Origin of the sequence: Thalassotalea atypica (assembly GCF_030295975.1) — a bacterium.
Lineage (GTDB): Bacteria > Pseudomonadota > Gammaproteobacteria > Enterobacterales > Alteromonadaceae > Thalassotalea_F > Thalassotalea_F atypica.
Genome location: NZ_AP027364.1, coordinates 758,284 through 775,814 on the forward strand (window position 1 = coordinate 758,284; position 17,531 = coordinate 775,814).

At 41.4% G+C, this 17,531-nt stretch carries 14 protein-coding genes; all 14 read left to right on the forward strand.

The features are described 5' to 3' along the window. The first annotated feature begins 79 nt into the window (after positions 1-79). The 14 genes from QUE03_RS03540 to der all read left to right on the forward strand — a co-directional run bounded on the left by QUE03_RS03540 (position 80) and on the right by der (position 17,511). A complete protein-coding gene (locus tag QUE03_RS03540; RefSeq protein ID WP_286265164.1) occupies positions 80-1,771 on the forward strand; it encodes an NAD-dependent malic enzyme in 1,692 nt (563 codons plus the stop codon). A gap of 197 nt (positions 1,772-1,968) precedes the next feature. Continuing rightward, a complete protein-coding gene (locus QUE03_RS03545; RefSeq protein WP_286265166.1) occupies positions 1,969-2,406 on the forward strand; it encodes a regulatory protein RecX in 438 nt (145 codons plus the stop codon). A gap of 36 nt (positions 2,407-2,442) precedes the next feature. Beyond that, the gene (gene alaS / locus QUE03_RS03550; protein ID WP_286265168.1) at positions 2,443-5,067 is read left to right on the forward strand and encodes an alanine--tRNA ligase; all 2,625 of its coding nucleotides are present in this window, start codon (positions 2,443-2,445) and stop codon (positions 5,065-5,067) included. A gap of 16 nt (positions 5,068-5,083) precedes the next feature. Continuing rightward, positions 5,084-6,316, forward strand: coding sequence for an aspartate kinase (locus QUE03_RS03555; protein WP_286265170.1), 1,233 nt, complete (start codon positions 5,084-5,086; stop codon positions 6,314-6,316). 116 nt (positions 6,317-6,432) lie between these two features. Further along, positions 6,433-6,630 carry a carbon storage regulator CsrA gene (csrA, locus tag QUE03_RS03560; RefSeq protein WP_286265171.1) on the forward strand — a complete coding sequence of 66 codons (198 nt, stop codon included), beginning with the start codon at positions 6,433-6,435 and terminating at the stop codon, positions 6,628-6,630. Between the two features lie 184 nt (positions 6,631-6,814). Beyond that, the gene (ndk, locus tag QUE03_RS03565) at positions 6,815-7,246 is read left to right on the forward strand and encodes a nucleoside-diphosphate kinase (protein WP_286265172.1); all 432 of its coding nucleotides are present in this window, start codon (positions 6,815-6,817) and stop codon (positions 7,244-7,246) included. Positions 7,247-7,491: 245 nt separating this feature from the next. Next, positions 7,492-8,664: a dual-specificity RNA methyltransferase RlmN gene (gene rlmN, locus QUE03_RS03570; RefSeq protein WP_286265175.1), complete on the forward strand. Its 1,173-nt coding sequence runs from the start codon at positions 7,492-7,494 to the stop codon at positions 8,662-8,664. A 135-nt stretch (positions 8,665-8,799) separates the two neighbouring features. After that, the gene (gene pilW, locus QUE03_RS03575) at positions 8,800-10,584 is read left to right on the forward strand and encodes a type IV pilus biogenesis/stability protein PilW (RefSeq protein ID WP_286265177.1); all 1,785 of its coding nucleotides are present in this window, start codon (positions 8,800-8,802) and stop codon (positions 10,582-10,584) included. An 8-nt stretch (positions 10,585-10,592) separates the two neighbouring features. Further along, positions 10,593-11,552 (forward strand): RodZ domain-containing protein, encoded by a 960-nt coding sequence (locus QUE03_RS03580; RefSeq protein WP_286265179.1) that lies wholly within the window; start codon positions 10,593-10,595, stop codon positions 11,550-11,552. A gap of 10 nt (positions 11,553-11,562) precedes the next feature. Then, positions 11,563-12,681: a flavodoxin-dependent (E)-4-hydroxy-3-methylbut-2-enyl-diphosphate synthase gene (ispG, locus tag QUE03_RS03585; protein WP_286265181.1), complete on the forward strand. Its 1,119-nt coding sequence runs from the start codon at positions 11,563-11,565 to the stop codon at positions 12,679-12,681. An 88-nt stretch (positions 12,682-12,769) separates the two neighbouring features. Then, complete coding sequence (gene hisS, locus QUE03_RS03590) at positions 12,770-14,044, forward strand: histidine--tRNA ligase (RefSeq protein ID WP_286265183.1); 1,275 nt, start codon at positions 12,770-12,772, stop codon at positions 14,042-14,044. A 9-nt stretch (positions 14,045-14,053) separates the two neighbouring features. Next, on the forward strand, positions 14,054-14,692 hold the full coding sequence (locus QUE03_RS03595; protein WP_286265185.1) for a YfgM family protein: 639 nt from the start codon (positions 14,054-14,056) through the stop codon (positions 14,690-14,692). Between the two features lie 11 nt (positions 14,693-14,703). Beyond that, on the forward strand, positions 14,704-15,918 hold the full coding sequence (gene bamB / locus QUE03_RS03600) for an outer membrane protein assembly factor BamB (protein ID WP_286265187.1): 1,215 nt from the start codon (positions 14,704-14,706) through the stop codon (positions 15,916-15,918). Positions 15,919-16,050: 132 nt separating this feature from the next. After that, positions 16,051-17,511 (forward strand): ribosome biogenesis GTPase Der, encoded by a 1,461-nt coding sequence (der, locus tag QUE03_RS03605; RefSeq protein WP_286265189.1) that lies wholly within the window; start codon positions 16,051-16,053, stop codon positions 17,509-17,511. The last annotated feature ends 20 nt before the right edge of the window (positions 17,512-17,531 follow it).

Below are 17,531 nucleotides of genomic sequence, written 5' to 3' on the forward strand. Positions count from 1 at the left end.
TAAGTTCAACTATACTTCGCCACACTCGCCTTCTAGGCTACTTAATTGCTACTTAACTTTGCAAAATTAGATAAAAACAATGACAGATACTCAAAAAAGACCGCTCTACATTCCTTATGCTGGCCCTAGCTTAATAGAAGCCCCTTTATTAAATAAAGGTAGTGCTTTTACGAAAGACGAACGGGTAGCGTTTAACCTTACCGGTTTATTGCCTCCGCGCTTTGAAACGATCGAAGAGCAAGTTGACCGTTGTTATCGTCAATACAGTAGCTTCAATACTAACCTAAACAAACATATTTATTTACGCGCCATTCAAGATAACAATGAAACCTTGTACTACAAATTGGTGCAAGAACATTTAGAAGAAATGATGCCCATTATCTACACGCCCACTGTCGGTGATGCGTGTGAGCAATTTTCTGATATCTATCGTAGTTCTCGTGGTTTGTTTATTTCGTACGAAGATCGTCATCAATTAGATGATATTTTACGCAACGCGACAAAAAATAAAGTTAAAGTCATCGTGGTTACCGACGGAGAGCGCATCTTAGGTTTAGGTGACCAAGGTATTGGCGGCATGGGGATCCCGATTGGTAAATTATCATTATATACCGCATGTGGCGGCATCAGTCCGGCGTATTGTTTACCTGTCATGCTTGATGTAGGCACAAACAATGAAAAGCTGCTCAACGACCCAATGTATATGGGGTCACGTCATAAACGTATCGACCAAGCAGAGTATGATGAGTTTTTAGATATGTTTATCAACGCGATCAAACGTCGTTGGCCGCATGTGATGTTGCAATTCGAAGACTTTGCTCAGCCCAATGCAACACCTTTGTTAAACCGATACCGTAATGAAATTTGTTGTTTTAATGATGATATTCAAGGTACGGCATCCGTTACGGTTGGTACATTGCTAGCGGCGTGCCGCTCTAAAAACGTGGAGCTTTCGAGTCAGCGGGTTGCGTTTGTCGGTGCGGGCTCTGCTGGTTGTGGTATTGCTGAGCAAATTATTGCTCAAATGGTCAGTGAAGGTATTTCTGAGCAACATGCCAGAAAGCAAATTTATATGGTTGATCGTTTGGGTCTCTTAACCCAAGGCATGGAGGGATTAAGAGACTTCCAGGAAAAATTAACACAAACAACAGATGATGTAACATCGTGGGAAATTGAAGGGGAATATGCTTCATTACGAGAAGTCATGAATAATGCAAAACCTGATATCTTAATCGGTGTTTCTGGTCAAGCAGGTTTATTCACCGAACAAGTGATCAAGGCAATGTACAGTCATTGTGACAAGCCGATCATTTTTCCATTGAGTAACCCGTCTCGACAAGTAGAAGCAACACCTGAGCAGGTGATTACATGGACAGAAGGAAATGCAATAGTAGCCACAGGTAGTCCATTTGCGCCGGTTGAATTGCAAGGCAAGCTGTATCCTATTTCCCAATGTAACAATAGCTATATTTTTCCAGGCATTGGCCTAGGTGTGGTATCGGCAAACATCAACCGCATTACTGATGAAATGCTGCTAGTGGCGAGTGAAATGCTGGCTAAACAATCGCCGCTTGCCAACACTGGCGAAGGCGAGTTATTGCCTCCTTTAACGTCAATTGCACAACTGAGCCGTGATATTGCTTTTGCTATTTCAAAAATTGCATTCGAACAAGGGTTAGCGTTAGAAATCTCAGATGAACAACTAACCGCGAAGATTGAACGAAATTACTGGAACGCCAGTTATCGACAATACAAGCGCATAAGTATCTAAATCTAATATCTTCGAATAACTGTTCTCGAATAATTGTTCTCGAATAAAAAGCCAACTAATCTGTTGGCTTTTTTGTTTTCACCCTTCAGGTTAAATTATTACCCTTAACGCCTATCTTTTGCACATGTGTGTTGGTATTGCGCGCTATTTCTGGGTAGAATACTTGCCAATATTTTTGCACGTTTTGTTTTTGTTAATTGAATAAAGAAGTTTTGCATTCGGCCATACATTTATTATCGCGCCGAGAGCACTCCCAAAAAGAGCTAACTCAAAAGCTATTAGCGCGTGAGTTTCTTCGTGACGATATAGCGATCGTCACCGAACATTTGCTTGAAAAAAACTACCTAAGTGACGAGCGATTCACCGAGTCTGTTATTCGTAATAAGGTGAGTAAGGGTTATGGATGGCGTCATATTAACAATGAGCTGTCACAAAAAGGCGTGGATTCTTCGACGATTTCATTGGTGATGGAGTCACAAGAAATTGATTGGTATGTGCAAGTAGAATTGGCCTATAGCAAAAAATTTGGTGGCCGCGCGATTGCCGATCAGAAAGACAAAGCGAAAAGAATAAGATTTTTACAATACCGCGGATTCTCACATGATGAGATTATGGCGGCATTGTCAACAAATTAGACAATCGAACTTACTTTAGATTAATTGGATTTTACCATGATTAAGACCAGTGCTGATATACGTCAGGCTTTTCTCAACTACTTTGCTTCAAAGCAACATCAAATCGTTCCTAGCAGTTCGTTGATCCCAGGAAACGATGCCACATTGCTATTTACTAACGCAGGGATGGTGCCTTTTAAAGACGTATTTTTAGGTGCTGAATCTCGAGCCTACACACGTGCTACTTCTTCACAACGTTGTGTACGTGCTGGTGGTAAACATAATGACTTAGAGAATGTCGGTTATACAGCACGTCACCATACGTTTTTTGAAATGCTAGGTAACTTTAGCTTCGGAGACTATTTTAAAGAAGACGCCATTCGTTTTGGTTGGGAATTCCTCACCGACGTGTTGAAACTACCGAAAGAAAAGCTACTGGTAACCGTATATGAAACTGATACTGATGCTTTTGATTTCTGGGCCAATGAGATTGGTGTTCCAGTAGAGAAAATCATTAAAATTGGTGATAAAAGTCCAAGTAAGAAATTTGAATCGGATAACTTTTGGTCGATGGGTGATACAGGCCCTTGCGGTCCTTGTTCAGAGATCTTTTATGATCATGGTGAAGAAATCTGGGGTGGTCCTCCAGGATCGCCAGAAGAAGACGGTGATAGATTTATTGAAATCTGGAACCTCGTTTTCATGCAATACAACCGTCACGCAGACGGTACCATGGAGCAACTGCCGAAACCTTCTGTAGATACAGGTATGGGCTTAGAACGTATTGCCGCAATTATGCAGGGCGTTCATAGCAACTACGAGATTGACATCTTTAAAGGCTTAATTGGTGATGCTGCTAATTTATTAGCATGTAACGATCTTGAACATAAATCATTACGCGTCATCGCTGATCACATTCGGTCATGTAGCTTTATGATTGTCGATGGTGTGATGCCGTCAAACGAAGGTCGTGGTTATGTATTACGTCGCATTATTCGTCGCGCCGTTCGTCACGGACATAAATTAGAAGCCAAAGCTCACTTCTTCCACAAATTAGTTGCCTCCCTTGTTGAACAAATGGGTGAAGCGTACCCAGAGCTGGCTCAGCAACAAGCAGTTGTTGAAAAAATCTTACGCATCGAAGAAGAGCAATTTGGTCGTACCTTAGATCGCGGTATGAATTTGCTTGAAGATATCCTAAGTAACTTAGAAGGCGATACAATTTCAGGTGATGACGTATTTAAACTTTATGATACCTATGGCTTCCCAGCTGATTTGACCGCTGATATCGCACGTGAACGAGCGCTAAGAATTGATCACAATGGGTTTGATGTGGCTATGGGCTTGCAGCGCGAACGTGCGCAACAAGCGAGCCAGTTTGGTACCGATTATAACGAGCAATTAAAATCAGACAAAGTGACTGATTTTAAAGGCTACACAAATGATTCATTCTCAAGCACTGTTGTTGAGTTATTCAATGAAACAGGCAGTGTAGAGCAACTTAATGAAAATGAGAAAGGTGTCATTATTTTAGATAAAACACCATTTTATGCTGAGTCTGGTGGCCAAGTGGGCGACACTGGGTTAATTCACCTTGATGGTGGCGTATTTGAAGTAACCGACACAGTCAAAGTGGGCAAAGCATTTGTTCATCACGGCATTGCTCGTGCTGTTATCGGCATGAACCGTCGTGTTAATGCTGAAATTGACACGACTCGCCGCGAGAAAATCATTAAAAACCACTCTGCAACTCACATTTTACATGCCACGTTAAGAAAAGTGTTAGGTGAGCATGTGACGCAAAAGGGCTCGTTAGTCGATCCAGATAAATTACGCTTTGATTTCTCTCATTTTGAAGGTGTAACGGCTGCTGAATTAGCTGAAGTAGAAAGAACAGTAAATGCGCAAATTCGTCAAAATGTTGAGCGCGAAACAGCATTAATGCAAATAGATGAGGCGAAAGCAAAAGGGGCAATGGCTCTTTTTGGTGAAAAATACGATGACGAAGTGCGAGTCGTGACTTTAGGTGATTTCTCAACTGAGCTTTGTGGTGGTATCCACGTAGAGCGTACAGGTGACATTGGCCTATTTAAAATTACTTCCGAGTCAGGCATTGCAGCAGGCGTTCGACGTATTGAAGCGGTAACTGGTGAAGGAGCATTAGCTTTTGTTGATGATCAAGCTAATACGCTATCGTCTATTGCTGGTTTGATGAAATCTGACGTTGCCAGCGCGGAGTCAAAAGTTGAACAGATGATCAGTCGTTCTAAGCAATTAGAAAAAGAAATTGCACAACTTAAGCAACAACTTGCTTCAGCAGCGGGTGCTGATTTAGTTAGCCAGGCCGTTGATATTAATGGCGTTAAAGCGCTAATTGCTAATTTAGATGGCGTAGAAGCCAAGTCCTTACGCGGCATGGTTGATGAATTGAAAGTGAAAATGGGCTCTGGCATTATTCTACTGGCAACTGCATCAGGTCAAAAAGTAAGCTTAATTGCTGGTGTGACTAAAGATTTAGTCAGCCAAGTTAAAGCAGGAGAGCTTGTCAATATGGTTGCTCAACAAGTCGGTGGTAAAGGCGGTGGCCGCCCAGACATGGCGCAAGCTGGTGGCAGTGAGCCAGAAAATGTTCCTGCGGCACTACAGTCAGTAGAGTCTTGGTTAACTGAAAAACTTAGCTAAAGATCACTGAGCATTTGTGGCAGTCATTGTACAAAAATATGGGGGAACCTCCGTCGGTTCCCTTGCTCGCATTGAAGCGGTCGCTGAAAATGTAATAGCAACGGTAAGGCAAGGGCACCAAGTTGTTGTGGTGCTATCAGCTATGTCAGGAGAAACCAATCGTTTGGTGTCTTTGGCAACGCAGCTGGATGCTCAACCTTCGACACGTGAATTAGACATGCTCATGGCTTCTGGTGAGCAAGTAAGTATTTCGCTATTGACCATCGCTCTTATTCAACGAGGCTTTTCAGCAGTTTCATTGCTTGCTCATCAAGTGGGCATTAGAACGAATAATCACTTTGGTCGGGCACGTATCGAGTCTATTGATACCAAAAGGCTTGAGCAAGCGTTAGAACAAGAACAAGTGATTGTCGTTGCCGGTTTTCAAGGTGTGGATAATGAAGCGAACATTACCACGTTAGGTCGTGGCGGCTCGGACACATCAGCGGTGGCAATGGCGGTTGCGGTACAAGCAAATGAATGCCAAATTTTTACTGATGTGAACGGCATTTATACATCAGATCCTCGTTTGGTTGAGCAGGCGAGAAAAATTGAAGTGCTGACTTTTGAAGAAGCACTTGTTATGGCAAGCCTTGGCGCCAAAGTGCTTCAAAACAGGGCAGTTGAATACGGCCTGCGCCATAACATGCCAATACGCGTATTAAGTAGTTTTGAGCCAGGTGAAGGAAGTTTAGTGACACATAAAGATACAATCGCTGCGGAACTTTGCGGTAACCAAGGCATCACAAGTATTGCGCATCATCAACATGATATCTTGGTTATTATCAACGGTATTGAGAGTGATATAGCGATGGCCAATTTGTTTACTTTAATCGGTGAACAGGGAATAGAATTGGAAATGTTGAATAAAAGCGTGCTTAACGCCGGTCAGATAAACCTCCAATTTGTGATCCACAGCAAGGATCAAACAAAACTTACAAATATATTACAGAAATTTAAGAAAAATTACTGTATAAAAGATACCCAAATTCATACCAATGTCGCCAAAGTGTCGGCTATCGGTGTAGGAATAAAAGCTTATGCTGGCTTAGTCGGTGAAGTGTTAACTACTTTAGCCAAAGAGCAAATTAAAGTTTTATTGATTTCTACTTCAGAGCTCAGTATCTCTGTTGTGATAGATGAAGTTCATTTGAATACTGCAATCTCCCGCTTGCATCAGGTATTTGATTTAGCTTCGTTGCCTAAGTAGCTATTTTGTTTAACTTAATGAATTAATTTATGAAGTTTCTCAAAAAATAGACTAACTTATTAATAACTAGCTTAAAAATTAGTGGACCTAATTTCTGAATTAAAAGGAACAGAAGAATGTTGATATTAACACGCCGTGTTGGTGAAACCCTTATGATTGGTGACGACGTTACCGTGACTGTCTTAGGTGTAAAAGGAAACCAAGTACGCATTGGTGTAAATGCGCCGAAAGAAGTCTCTGTGCATCGTGAAGAAATTTATATGCGAATTCAAGCCGAGAAAGGTGACTCAGATCCTTCAGGAAATCAGTTTTAAGAATTAGGCCAGCATTGCTGGCCTTTTTTATAGCTTTAATTTTTTGTTAAAGCCTGCCAATTCAAGCGCCTAAAATGCCTCTTAAACTCTTCTAGAATAAGATTAGGCAAATGTGTTTTTTTCGTCTATAATCGCGCCAAAATTTTGTACCAAATTTAATTTAAATTATTTAAAAGGGCTTATCATGGCTATTGAACGTACGTTCTCAATCGTAAAACCAGACGCAGTTGCAAAAAATGTAATTGGTCAAATCTACAACCGTTTCGAAACTGCTGGTTTAACTATCATCGCATCAAAAATGGTTCACTTATCTAAAGAACAAGCAGAGGGTTTCTACGCTGAGCACAGCGAGCGTCCTTTCTTCGGTGCTTTAGTTGAGTTCATGACTTCTGGCCCAGTAATGGTTCAAGCATTAGAAGGCGAAAACGCTGTGCTTAAAAACCGTGAGATCATGGGTGCTACTAACCCAGCTGAAGCATTAGCTGGTACGTTACGTGCTGACTACGCTAACTCAATCGACGAAAACGCAGTTCACGGCTCAGACGCTGTAGAATCAGCGGCTCGTGAAATTGCTTACTTCTTTACTGATGAAGAGATTTGCCCGCGCACTCGTTAATTTGTCTTAAATCAGCTCTATTGAGTTGATTTAAGCTCAAATTAAAATTAAGAGGGTTTTACTGGTTTCAGTAAAATCCTTTTGTTTTATAAGCGCTTTTGTTTTTTGAACCGCTAAGAAGTTATTTATAACGCTTTTACTTAAATATTATGTCGTTACAAATAATGTCTTTTGAATTGCCGCTTTTGGTGAAAAAGTGTACAATTTGCACCCTTTGAATTTTGTTATTTTGAGAAATTATTTACATGAGTCAAGTGACTGAAGTTGTCAATCCTGCTGAGCCAAAAGCAGTTTCTAAAGTGAACCTGTTGAATTTTGATCATCAGATGATGCGTGAATACTTTGCCTCTATTGGCGAAAAACCATTTCGTGCCGATCAAATCATGAAATGGATTTATCACTTTGGTTATGATGACTTTGAACAAATGACCAACCTCAACAGAAAATTACGTGAAAAACTGCAACGTAATTGTGAGATCAAAGCGCCTGAAATTTCTCAAAAGCAAGTTTCAAATGATGGCACCATTAAGTACGCCCTAAAACTTGAGGGCGGACAAGAAGTTGAAACCGTGTGGATACCGGAAAATGGAAGAGCCACTTTATGTGTCTCATCTCAAGTAGGCTGTGCTTTAGAATGTACATTTTGTTCTACAGCCCAGCAAGGCTTCAATCGTAATTTATCAATGTCTGAAATCATCGGGCAAGTGTGGCGCGTAGCCAACGATATTGGCGCAACTCGAATTGCAGGCACTCGACCAATCACTAATATTGTGATGATGGGCATGGGTGAGCCTCTACTTAACATGAAAAATTTAATCCCATCACTCGACACCATGCTAAATGACTTGGGTTATGGACTATCTAAACGTCGCGTTACCGTGAGTACCTCAGGCGTGGTTCCAGCCCTAGATATGCTGAAAGAGAAAATTGACTGCGCCTTGGCAATATCAGTTCATGCACCAGACAATGCTTTGCGCGATGAAATTGTACCGATCAATAAAAAATATCCATTGGAAGAGTTTATTGCAGCTGCGGGTCGTTATGTGGAAGGCTCTAAAGCAAACAAACAGGCAACAATTGAATACGTGATGCTGGATCATGTTAATGACAGTACAGACCAAGCCCATGAATTAGCACGTGTTCTAAAGGATTTGCCGAGTAAAATCAATCTTATCCCATTTAATCCTTATCCTGGGTCACCATATAAACGCTCGAGTAATTCTCGTATTGATAGATTCGATAAAGTACTGCAATCTTATGGCTTAACTGTGATAACACGACGCACACGCGGCGATGATATTGATGCGGCCTGTGGCCAATTAGCAGGTGATGTTTTAGACCGAACTAAACGTACTTTAACCAGCAATGAAAAAAAACAGGTGAAAGACAAGTCAATTTCAGTAAAAATGGTAGGCTAATTACGACCTGCTGATTTGTTCAAATTAAAAAATACCAATAAGTATAATAATTTGCGTCGTAAAATTTAGGAACAAGCGAATTGAGTCGCTTGTTGTCATCGATGTATAAATTTTAATAAGTGACATCAAAATATTATGACAAGATTTTTAAAGACGTTGATTGCAATGACTGCAATGGTTTCTCTGTCGGCTTGTGTAACTCAAAATTATGAAGAAGATGATACTCCAGTCTTAGAAAATGAATCATCGGACTCAGAAATTGCCTTAACGCGCATATCGCTGGGTCTAGGTTATTTAAAAATGGGTAATACTTCACAAGCCAAATTTAATCTAGAAAAAGCGAAAAAGTACGCGCCGAACATGGTCCAAGTGTATTCTGCTTTTGCTCACTACTATGAAACCGTTGGTGAAGATGCACTTACCGTTCAATCATACGAACATGCGTTGTCGCTGGACCCTAATGATGCTAACACCTTGAATAATTACGGTGTGTTTTTATGTAGAAAAGAACGATTGGATGAAGCAGAAGTACAGTTTCTCAAAGCGATTAAAGTACCCACTTATATCCGTGTCTCGGAAAGTTATGAAAATCTTGCCTTATGCCAATTAGAAGCATTTAACTTTGAAAAAGCCGAACATTATTTAGAAAAAGCCATCGCCCATAGCCCGTCAAGCGGCTCGGCGCTTTTACAAATGATGCGTTTACAATATGCTATTGGTGAATACGTCACCGCGAAAGATTATGGTAAACGTTTTGAGAAAGCGTCTCGTCGGTTCAGCTCTGAATATATGGCGCTTGCTTACAAAGTGTATTTAAAGCTAGGTGATACCAGAACTGCCAATAATTATGGTACTATGCTGGTAAAAATGTACCCTGACTCTTGGCATGCGAAGCAATATTTACTTAATAGATTAGACTCAATTGATGCGGATGACCTAGCAACTCAATACCAAATATTGGTATCAAAAACTCAAAGCCAATCAGTTAATAAGCGTGTCGTGGTGTTATCGCCTGATAAAGATAAAGCCCCGATCGTTTTTTCAAAAAAGAAAAAATATAAGCCTAAATCACGTCAATCTGCTGTTTACACTATTCCAAAAGAAAGCACTCAAGGTACAACGTCCTCGCAGCCGCAACAAAATCAACCGCCGGTAGTTAAAACAGCAAAACCTACAAGGGTATTAAAAGCGCCACAAGTACAATCAAGTAAAGTTGTAGCCAGTGAGCAAAACTCTAGTGGTACCGATAGTGCAGTGCTAACCGCAGAGCAACAAATCGCTCATTTGGAGTCAATTACAGATGAAACCGAACAATTGGAGCAACAGTCGACAGATGCTCTGATTGCTGAAATATCTAGACATGCTTCAGAATACGATGCCGAGGCTGAACCAGATCCTGTACTTGATGATGGCATGCTCAGTGATGAGTCAATTGATGCAGTACTAGCTGAAGCAGAAGCGTTGATTGAAAACGATGAAACCTTGGCAGAGTTATCAAGGGAATACGACCAACAACTAGCACTAGAGCAGGCCGAAAATGCACAAACAGAGAGTACTCCATATGATGTAGAAGCATTGAGCAGTACCGATGAACTTGTGAGTCAATTAGAAAGTCATACTGATGGGAACTTATCTACTACTATGGACTCTGAACAACAGGAAGAGATAGTAAGCGCTGACAGTAATGCAAAAGCTAATACGACTGAAAAGATCAGGCAAGAGGTCATATACCATCAAATTGAAGATTTACCGACTCACGAAATGGCGGACGGAGAAAATCTATTCACCGTCTCTAAAAGATACAACATTCATTTGCACGCGTTAAAAGAGTGGAACAAGTTAGATGAACGAAGTTTGGTGCGCGTTGGTGACAAAATTTACCTTGCGGATCCACGCCCATTTGCTGTTGGGAATGAATAAACCTAATCATGAGTAAAAAAGCATCAAATGAGCTGACGGACAACATTGAAGCTATTGGCCCTGGCTTAATGCTTGCAGAAGCCCGAGTTAAAATGAATCTCAGTGCGGAAAACGTTGCCGAAAAATTGAATTTTCGTGTCTGCCAAGTAAAAGATATAGAAGCAGATCGCTTTGATAAATCAGTACCTGAAACCTTTACACGGGGTTATTTGATCAACTATGCCAAGTTAGTTGAAATTAGTGTTGATGATGTGTTATCAAGCTATGATGCATTAGATGTTGCTAAGCAACAAGGCAGCAAAATGCAGAGTTTTTCTAAAATTACAGAAAAGCAAGCCGAGCATTCAAGAGTTATGTGGTTAAGTTACCTTATTGTATTGGTGTTGATTGCATTGACGATTGTTTATTATTTTCAGGATGCTAATAATCAAAAAGCTGTACTGATTTCAGATATCCAAACCGTGCGAAGTACTAATAATGTCACCGGAAAAGTGATGGAACCAGAGCTTAGTACTGAGGTTATTGCAAATACAAGAGAGGTCGAATCCGATCCCGTAACCATTGCTGAAGGACCTGATAGCACCAATGTTGAACTCAACATTATGGACCGTTCAGGTGAGCAAGGAGTACTCACAGAGGAAACTCAGCAACGTGCATCGATAACAGCACCTACAAGTAATGTTATTCAACAAGAAGTGCCGACAAATGCTTTGCCTGCCGTTCGGGCCATTTTTACATTCGCGGGTGATTGTTGGGTTAATATTCAAGATGGAACGGGTGAGCGTATCGCCTATGGCATCAAAAAAGCAGGTTATGTCATGGAATTAAATGGTGTTCCGCCGTTTAACATTACCGTCGGCAAACCTGAATTAGTTGCAATAAACTTTAATGGTCGAGTGGTTGATATGAGTAAATACAACACTGGCAATATTGCAAAATTTATTTTACCTGAAACACCAGAATCTTAATTGAAATACTATGTTTAAAGAATCCCCTATTATCCGTCGCAAATCTCGTCAAATCATGGTTGGTAATGTCCCCGTTGGTGGTGATGCACCGATATCAGTGCAATCAATGACCAACACGCTAACGACAGATGTTGCTGCTACCGTTGCCCAGATAAAAGCGCTAGAAGCGGTTGGTGCCGACATTGTTCGTGTGAGCGTACCTACCATGGACGCTGCTGAGGCATTTAAGCAAATCAAGCAGCAAGTTGATATCCCATTAGTGACAGATATCCACTTTGATTATCGCATCGCGCTAAAAGTGGCTGAATATGGCGCTGATTGTTTACGTATTAACCCAGGTAATATTGGCAATGAAGATCGCATTAAAGCGGTTGTTGCTTCTGCACGCGACAAAAATATTCCGATCCGCATTGGCGTGAACGGCGGTTCTTTAGAAAGAGATATTCAAGAAAAATATACTGAGCCAACGCCTGAAGCATTACTTGAATCAGCAATGCGCCATGTTGACATACTTGATAGGTTGAATTTTCATGACTTTAAAGTCAGTGTTAAAGCCTCTGATGTCTTTTTAGCTGTAGGTGCTTATCGTTTACTAGCTGCGCAAATCGATAATCCATTGCACTTAGGTATTACCGAGGCAGGAGGTTTACGCTCTGGCTCGGTCAAATCGGCAATTGGCTTAGGCATGTTACTTTCTGAAGGGATTGGCGATACCTTACGTGTTTCTTTGGCCGCTGATCCGGTAGAAGAAATCAAAGTCGGTTTTGATATTTTAAAATCATTAAAAATTCGCAGTCGTGGTATCAATTTTATTGCTTGCCCAAGCTGCTCTCGTCAAGAGTTTGATGTCATCAGCACCGTCAATGCGTTAGAGCAACGCCTTGAAGACATCGTAACGCCAATGGATGTTTCCATTATTGGTTGTATCGTTAATGGTCCTGGTGAGGCGACGGTTTCCGATCTAGGTTTAACAGGCAGCAGTAAAAAAAGTGGTTTTTACCTTGACGGTGTTCGACAAAAAGAACGATTTGATAATAACGATTTAGTCGACCAACTTGAGCAAAAAATCCGCTCAAAAGCGAAGTTGATGGATGAAAACAATCAAATCGATGTAAAAGAAGTGGAATAATGTAACCACAGGTGCTTGCAGAGTTTACGTTTTATCCAATTCTGCCTATAATGCGCCGTTTAATTTTGATCACAAGAGAGCAGTTTTAGTGAGTAAAGCAATACAGGCAGTACGAGGCATGAATGATTGCCTTCCAGCACAAACCAATGTCTGGCAAATGGTCGAGGAAGTGTTACGACGCGTTGCGAGTAATTACGGGTTCGCCGAAATTCGCATGCCGATTGTCGAATCAACTGCTTTATTCAAACGCTCTATTGGCGAAGTTACTGATATTGTTGAAAAAGAAATGTACACCTTTGATGATCGTAATGGTGACAGTTTAACCTTGCGACCAGAAGGTACGGCGAGCTGTGTCCGCGCGGGCAATCAACATGGGTTATTGTACAACCAAGAGCAACGTCTTTGGTATATGGGGCCCATGTTTCGACATGAGCGTCCGCAAAAAGGGCGTTACCGTCAGTTTCACCAATTTGGTATTGAAGCCTTTGGTATTGCAACTCCAGATATAGACGCTGAAGTGATCATGCTTTCTGCGCGGTTATGGAAAGAGCTTGGCATTAACGAGCACGTCACGTTAGAGCTTAACTCTTTAGGCTCAAACGACGAGCGTAATGATTATCGTGATGCATTAGTTGCTTATTTAGAGCTACATAAAGATAAGCTTGATGAAGATAGTCAGCGCCGAATGTATTCGAATCCTTTGCGCGTACTTGATAGTAAAAATAAGGACGTGCAAGCGGTATTAGTTGATGCACCGAAATTAAGTGATTACTTTGGCGACGAGACCAAACAGCACTTTTCAACATTGTGTGCACGATTAGACAGTGCAGGCATTGATTACCAGCTAAACGACCGATTAGTGCGTGGTTTAGATTATTACAATCGTACGGTGTTTGAATGGGTAACTAGCAGCTTAGGTGCTCAAGGTACGGTCTGTGCTGGTGGGCGTTACGATGGCCTAGTGGAGCAATTAGGTGGAAAAGGAACGCCTGGTTTTGGTTTTGCACTAGGAATCGAACGCTTAGTACTTATGATGACGAGTCTCGAGAAAGCTGATAATGTGCGGGCTCAAGTAGATGCGTATGTCATTATGCTAGGTGATGATGTTGCCGCAAAAGCCAACATTTTGGCAGAGCAGTGGCGTGATCAAGTGCCACAGATTAGACTGCAATGTCATTGTGGTGGTGGCAACATGAAGAAACAAATGAAGCGTGCCGATAAATCTGGCGCGCAAATAGCCCTAATTTTAGGGGAAGATGAACTGGCCAATAACACGATTACGGTGAAGTATTTACGTGGCCAGCATGAACAACAAAGTTTGCCTATCGAAGAGATTGCGAGCTTATTAACTGATTTAGTCTAAGGGTTAATTGTGGAAGTTTATCAAACAGAAGAACAACAAGTAGAAGCGATTAAAGGCTTTTGGAAAGAAAACGGCAATGCCATAATTGGTGGTTTTGCTGCTGGATTAGCTGTATTTGTAGGTTATAACTACTACCAAGAAGCCAAGCTTGATTCAGAGCTGGCAACTGCAGATGCCTTCCAAGAGGTATTAGAAAAAGCGGTCACAGATACTCAAGGGTTTAAGACAGATGCTGAGCAATTCATTGCTGCTAACAGCGAATCCAGCTACGCATCGTTAGCCGCATTAGCACTAGCAAAAGAGTCGGCAAATGAGCAAGACTGGGATGCCACTGCATCTCATTTGAAAACGGCGGTTGAGAAAGCACCTTCTGAAGAAATTAAGGCGTTAGCTACCATTCGTTTAGCGCGAGTACAAATTGAGCTTAGCGAACTTGAACAAGCGTTAACGACGTTATCAGCTCAGGTGCCAGTCGCATTTAATGCACTGTTCGAAGAAACCAAAGGTGACGTCTATGTGATGCAAGAGAAAAAAGACCTAGCACGCAACGCATTTCAAGCAGCCATAGATGCCGGTGGATTAACAACTAGCCCTAATTTACAAATGAAGTTAGACGATTTAGCTGTAACCGTAAATTTACCGAAGTAACGAGGCTTAGTGTGCAAAAATTAAAACAATTAAAACATCACGGAAAAATTGCACTCGCTGTTTTGCTTAGCTCAATGCTATTGGCATGTTCATCAACTGATGATGAAGAAGATGAGAGTATAAAAGTCGCAGAGCTAACAGACATTCAAGAATTGTTTGAACCCAAAGTTATATGGGAAAAAAGTGTCGGAGATGGTGTTGGTCACTACTTTTCGAGAATCAAGCCATTTTCTGCCTATGGAAAAATATTCTCGGCGAGCCGCGATGGTGAACTTATCGCGTTAAATGCTGAAACTGGTGATACTGTTTGGTCGATTGATTTAAGTGATGTAAATGATGAAACTGGTTTTTTTGATAATAAAAAATCAGCATTAGTTTCTGGCGGCCCAATTGCTGCAATTAACAAAGTGTTTGTTGGCACCGAAAATGGTGAAATTTTTGCATTTGATGCTGAAACAGGTGAAATGTCATGGAGCAACAAGGTCAAAGGTGAAATTATCGCTAGACCGGCATTCGACTCAGGTATTTTGGTGGTTAATAGTGCATCTGGGGTATTAAAGGCGTTTAATGCGACAGATGGTGAAGAGTTATGGAAAATCGATCAAGACGTTCCTCCTTTGTCATTACGTGGTATTAGTGCCCCGACCATTTCTGGTGGTGGTGTTATTTTAGGTAGCTCTTCGGGTGACCTTACTGTTTACATGCTTGAAAAAGGCCAACAAGGCTGGACAGCTCCTTTAGGAGAGGCTACTGGTTCAACTGAGTTGGAGCGTGTGGTTGATGTCGATGCAGAGCCAGTGGTTTACGGTGATAAAGTTTATGCCGTATCGTCACGAGGCAATTTAGCGGCTGTTGATATTAGAAATGGTCGTACTTTATGGAAGCGCCAATATTCTTCATATCGTCAAATCAGCATCGATGGTAATACCATTTATCTGACTAACGTGAAAGGCCATGTATTTGCCATTGACCGTATTAACGGTTTAGAAAAATGGAGCAACCTATCACTGACTAACCGCGGTGTGACAGGACCAGCAGTTATTGATGACTTCGTGGTTGTCGGTGATTTTGAAGGATATTTACATTGGATTTCTAGAGAATCAGGAGAGATTGTCGCACGTCATGAAGTTGATGGTAGTGGCATTCACGCAACACCAACTGTGAATGAGAATATTCTATATTCTCAGTCACGTGACGGTGATTTGCAGGCGATTAAAACACCTTAATTGATAGGGTGCTTCGCGTTTAAGTGATTTATAAGGCATTGCCTTTTTAATTGCACTTAAACGGATACTATTTAAAACGGCTCCTATACTTAGTGATAGGGGCCGTTGTTTGTTTATGTTAATGAGGTAATCATGCTGCCAGTCGTAGCACTTGTTGGTCGTCCCAACGTAGGAAAATCAACATTATTTAACCGTCTAACTCGTAGTCGAGATGCGCTCGTGGCCGACTATCCGGGCTTAACCCGTGACCGTCAATACGGGCAGGCGGAAGTAGAAGAAAATCCATTCATTGTGATCGATACTGGTGGTATCCATGGTGATGAAGAAGGAATCGATGCGTTAATGGCTGAGCAATCGCTAGCAGCTATTGATGAATCTGATGCTGTTTTGTTTTTAGTTGACGCACGCGCAGGATTAACTTCAGCCGATCAGTCAATTGCTGAATATTTACGTAAGCAAAACAAAAAAGTATTTTTGGTCGCTAATAAGATTGATGGTATCGACGCAGATTCTGCAGTGGCTGAATTTTATCAACTCGCCTTAGGCGATGTACACCAAATTGCAGCGGCGCATGGTCGCGGTGTGACACAGCTCTTAACCTTAGCGTTAACACCTCATATTGAAGCGTTAGGGCAAAGCCAAGAAGACGATGAAGAAAACGATGAGTTCGCGTCTGATGAATTTGAATTCGATGAGAGCACCATAGATGCACCGCTTGAAAGTGATAAAATCAAATTGGCGATCATTGGTAAGCCTAATGTGGGTAAGTCAACACTCACCAATCGTATTTTAGGCGAAGAGCGCGTGGTTGTTTACGATATGCCAGGTACGACCCGAGACAGCGTTTATATTCCAATGGAGCGTAACGAACGTGAATATACGTTAATTGATACGGCGGGTATTCGTCGTCGTAAGAATGTTACTGATGTTGTTGAAAAATACTCAGTAATTAAAACATTGCGTGCGATTGAAGACGCCAACGTGTGTTTATTGATCATAGATGCACGTGAAGGTATTACCGATCAAGACTTAAGTTTGCTGGGCTTTATTTTGGAGTCGGGTCGTTCTTTGGTGCTTGCGGTGAATAAATGGGATGGTATTGATCAGGAAATTAAAGATAGAATTCATAAAGAGCTTGATCGTCGCCTTGGTTTTATTGATTTTGCCCGTATTCACTTTATTTCTGCATTGCATGGAACAGGTGTTGGCCATTTATTTGAATCAGTTGAAGAAGCGTTTGAGTCAGCAACTAAGCGTATTTCTACGTCAATGGTCACCAAAATATTAGACATGGCTATTTTTGATCACCAACCGCCTATGCACAATGGACGTCGCATTAAGTTGAAGTATGCTCACGCAGGCGGCTATAACCCACCGATTATTGTCATACACGGTAATCAGGCTAAGCACCTGCCGCCATCGTATAAACGTTATTTAATGAACTACTATCGAAAGTCGTTAAAAATCATGGGGACGCCGATTAGAATTGAGTTTAAAGAAACATCAAATCCGTTCTCAGGAAAGAAAAAACTTAGCTTTACCGAACAGAAAAAACTAGCGCGGGCTACACAAGGCTACAAGAAGAACTCTTAGTCAAAATAAAGCAATGAGTC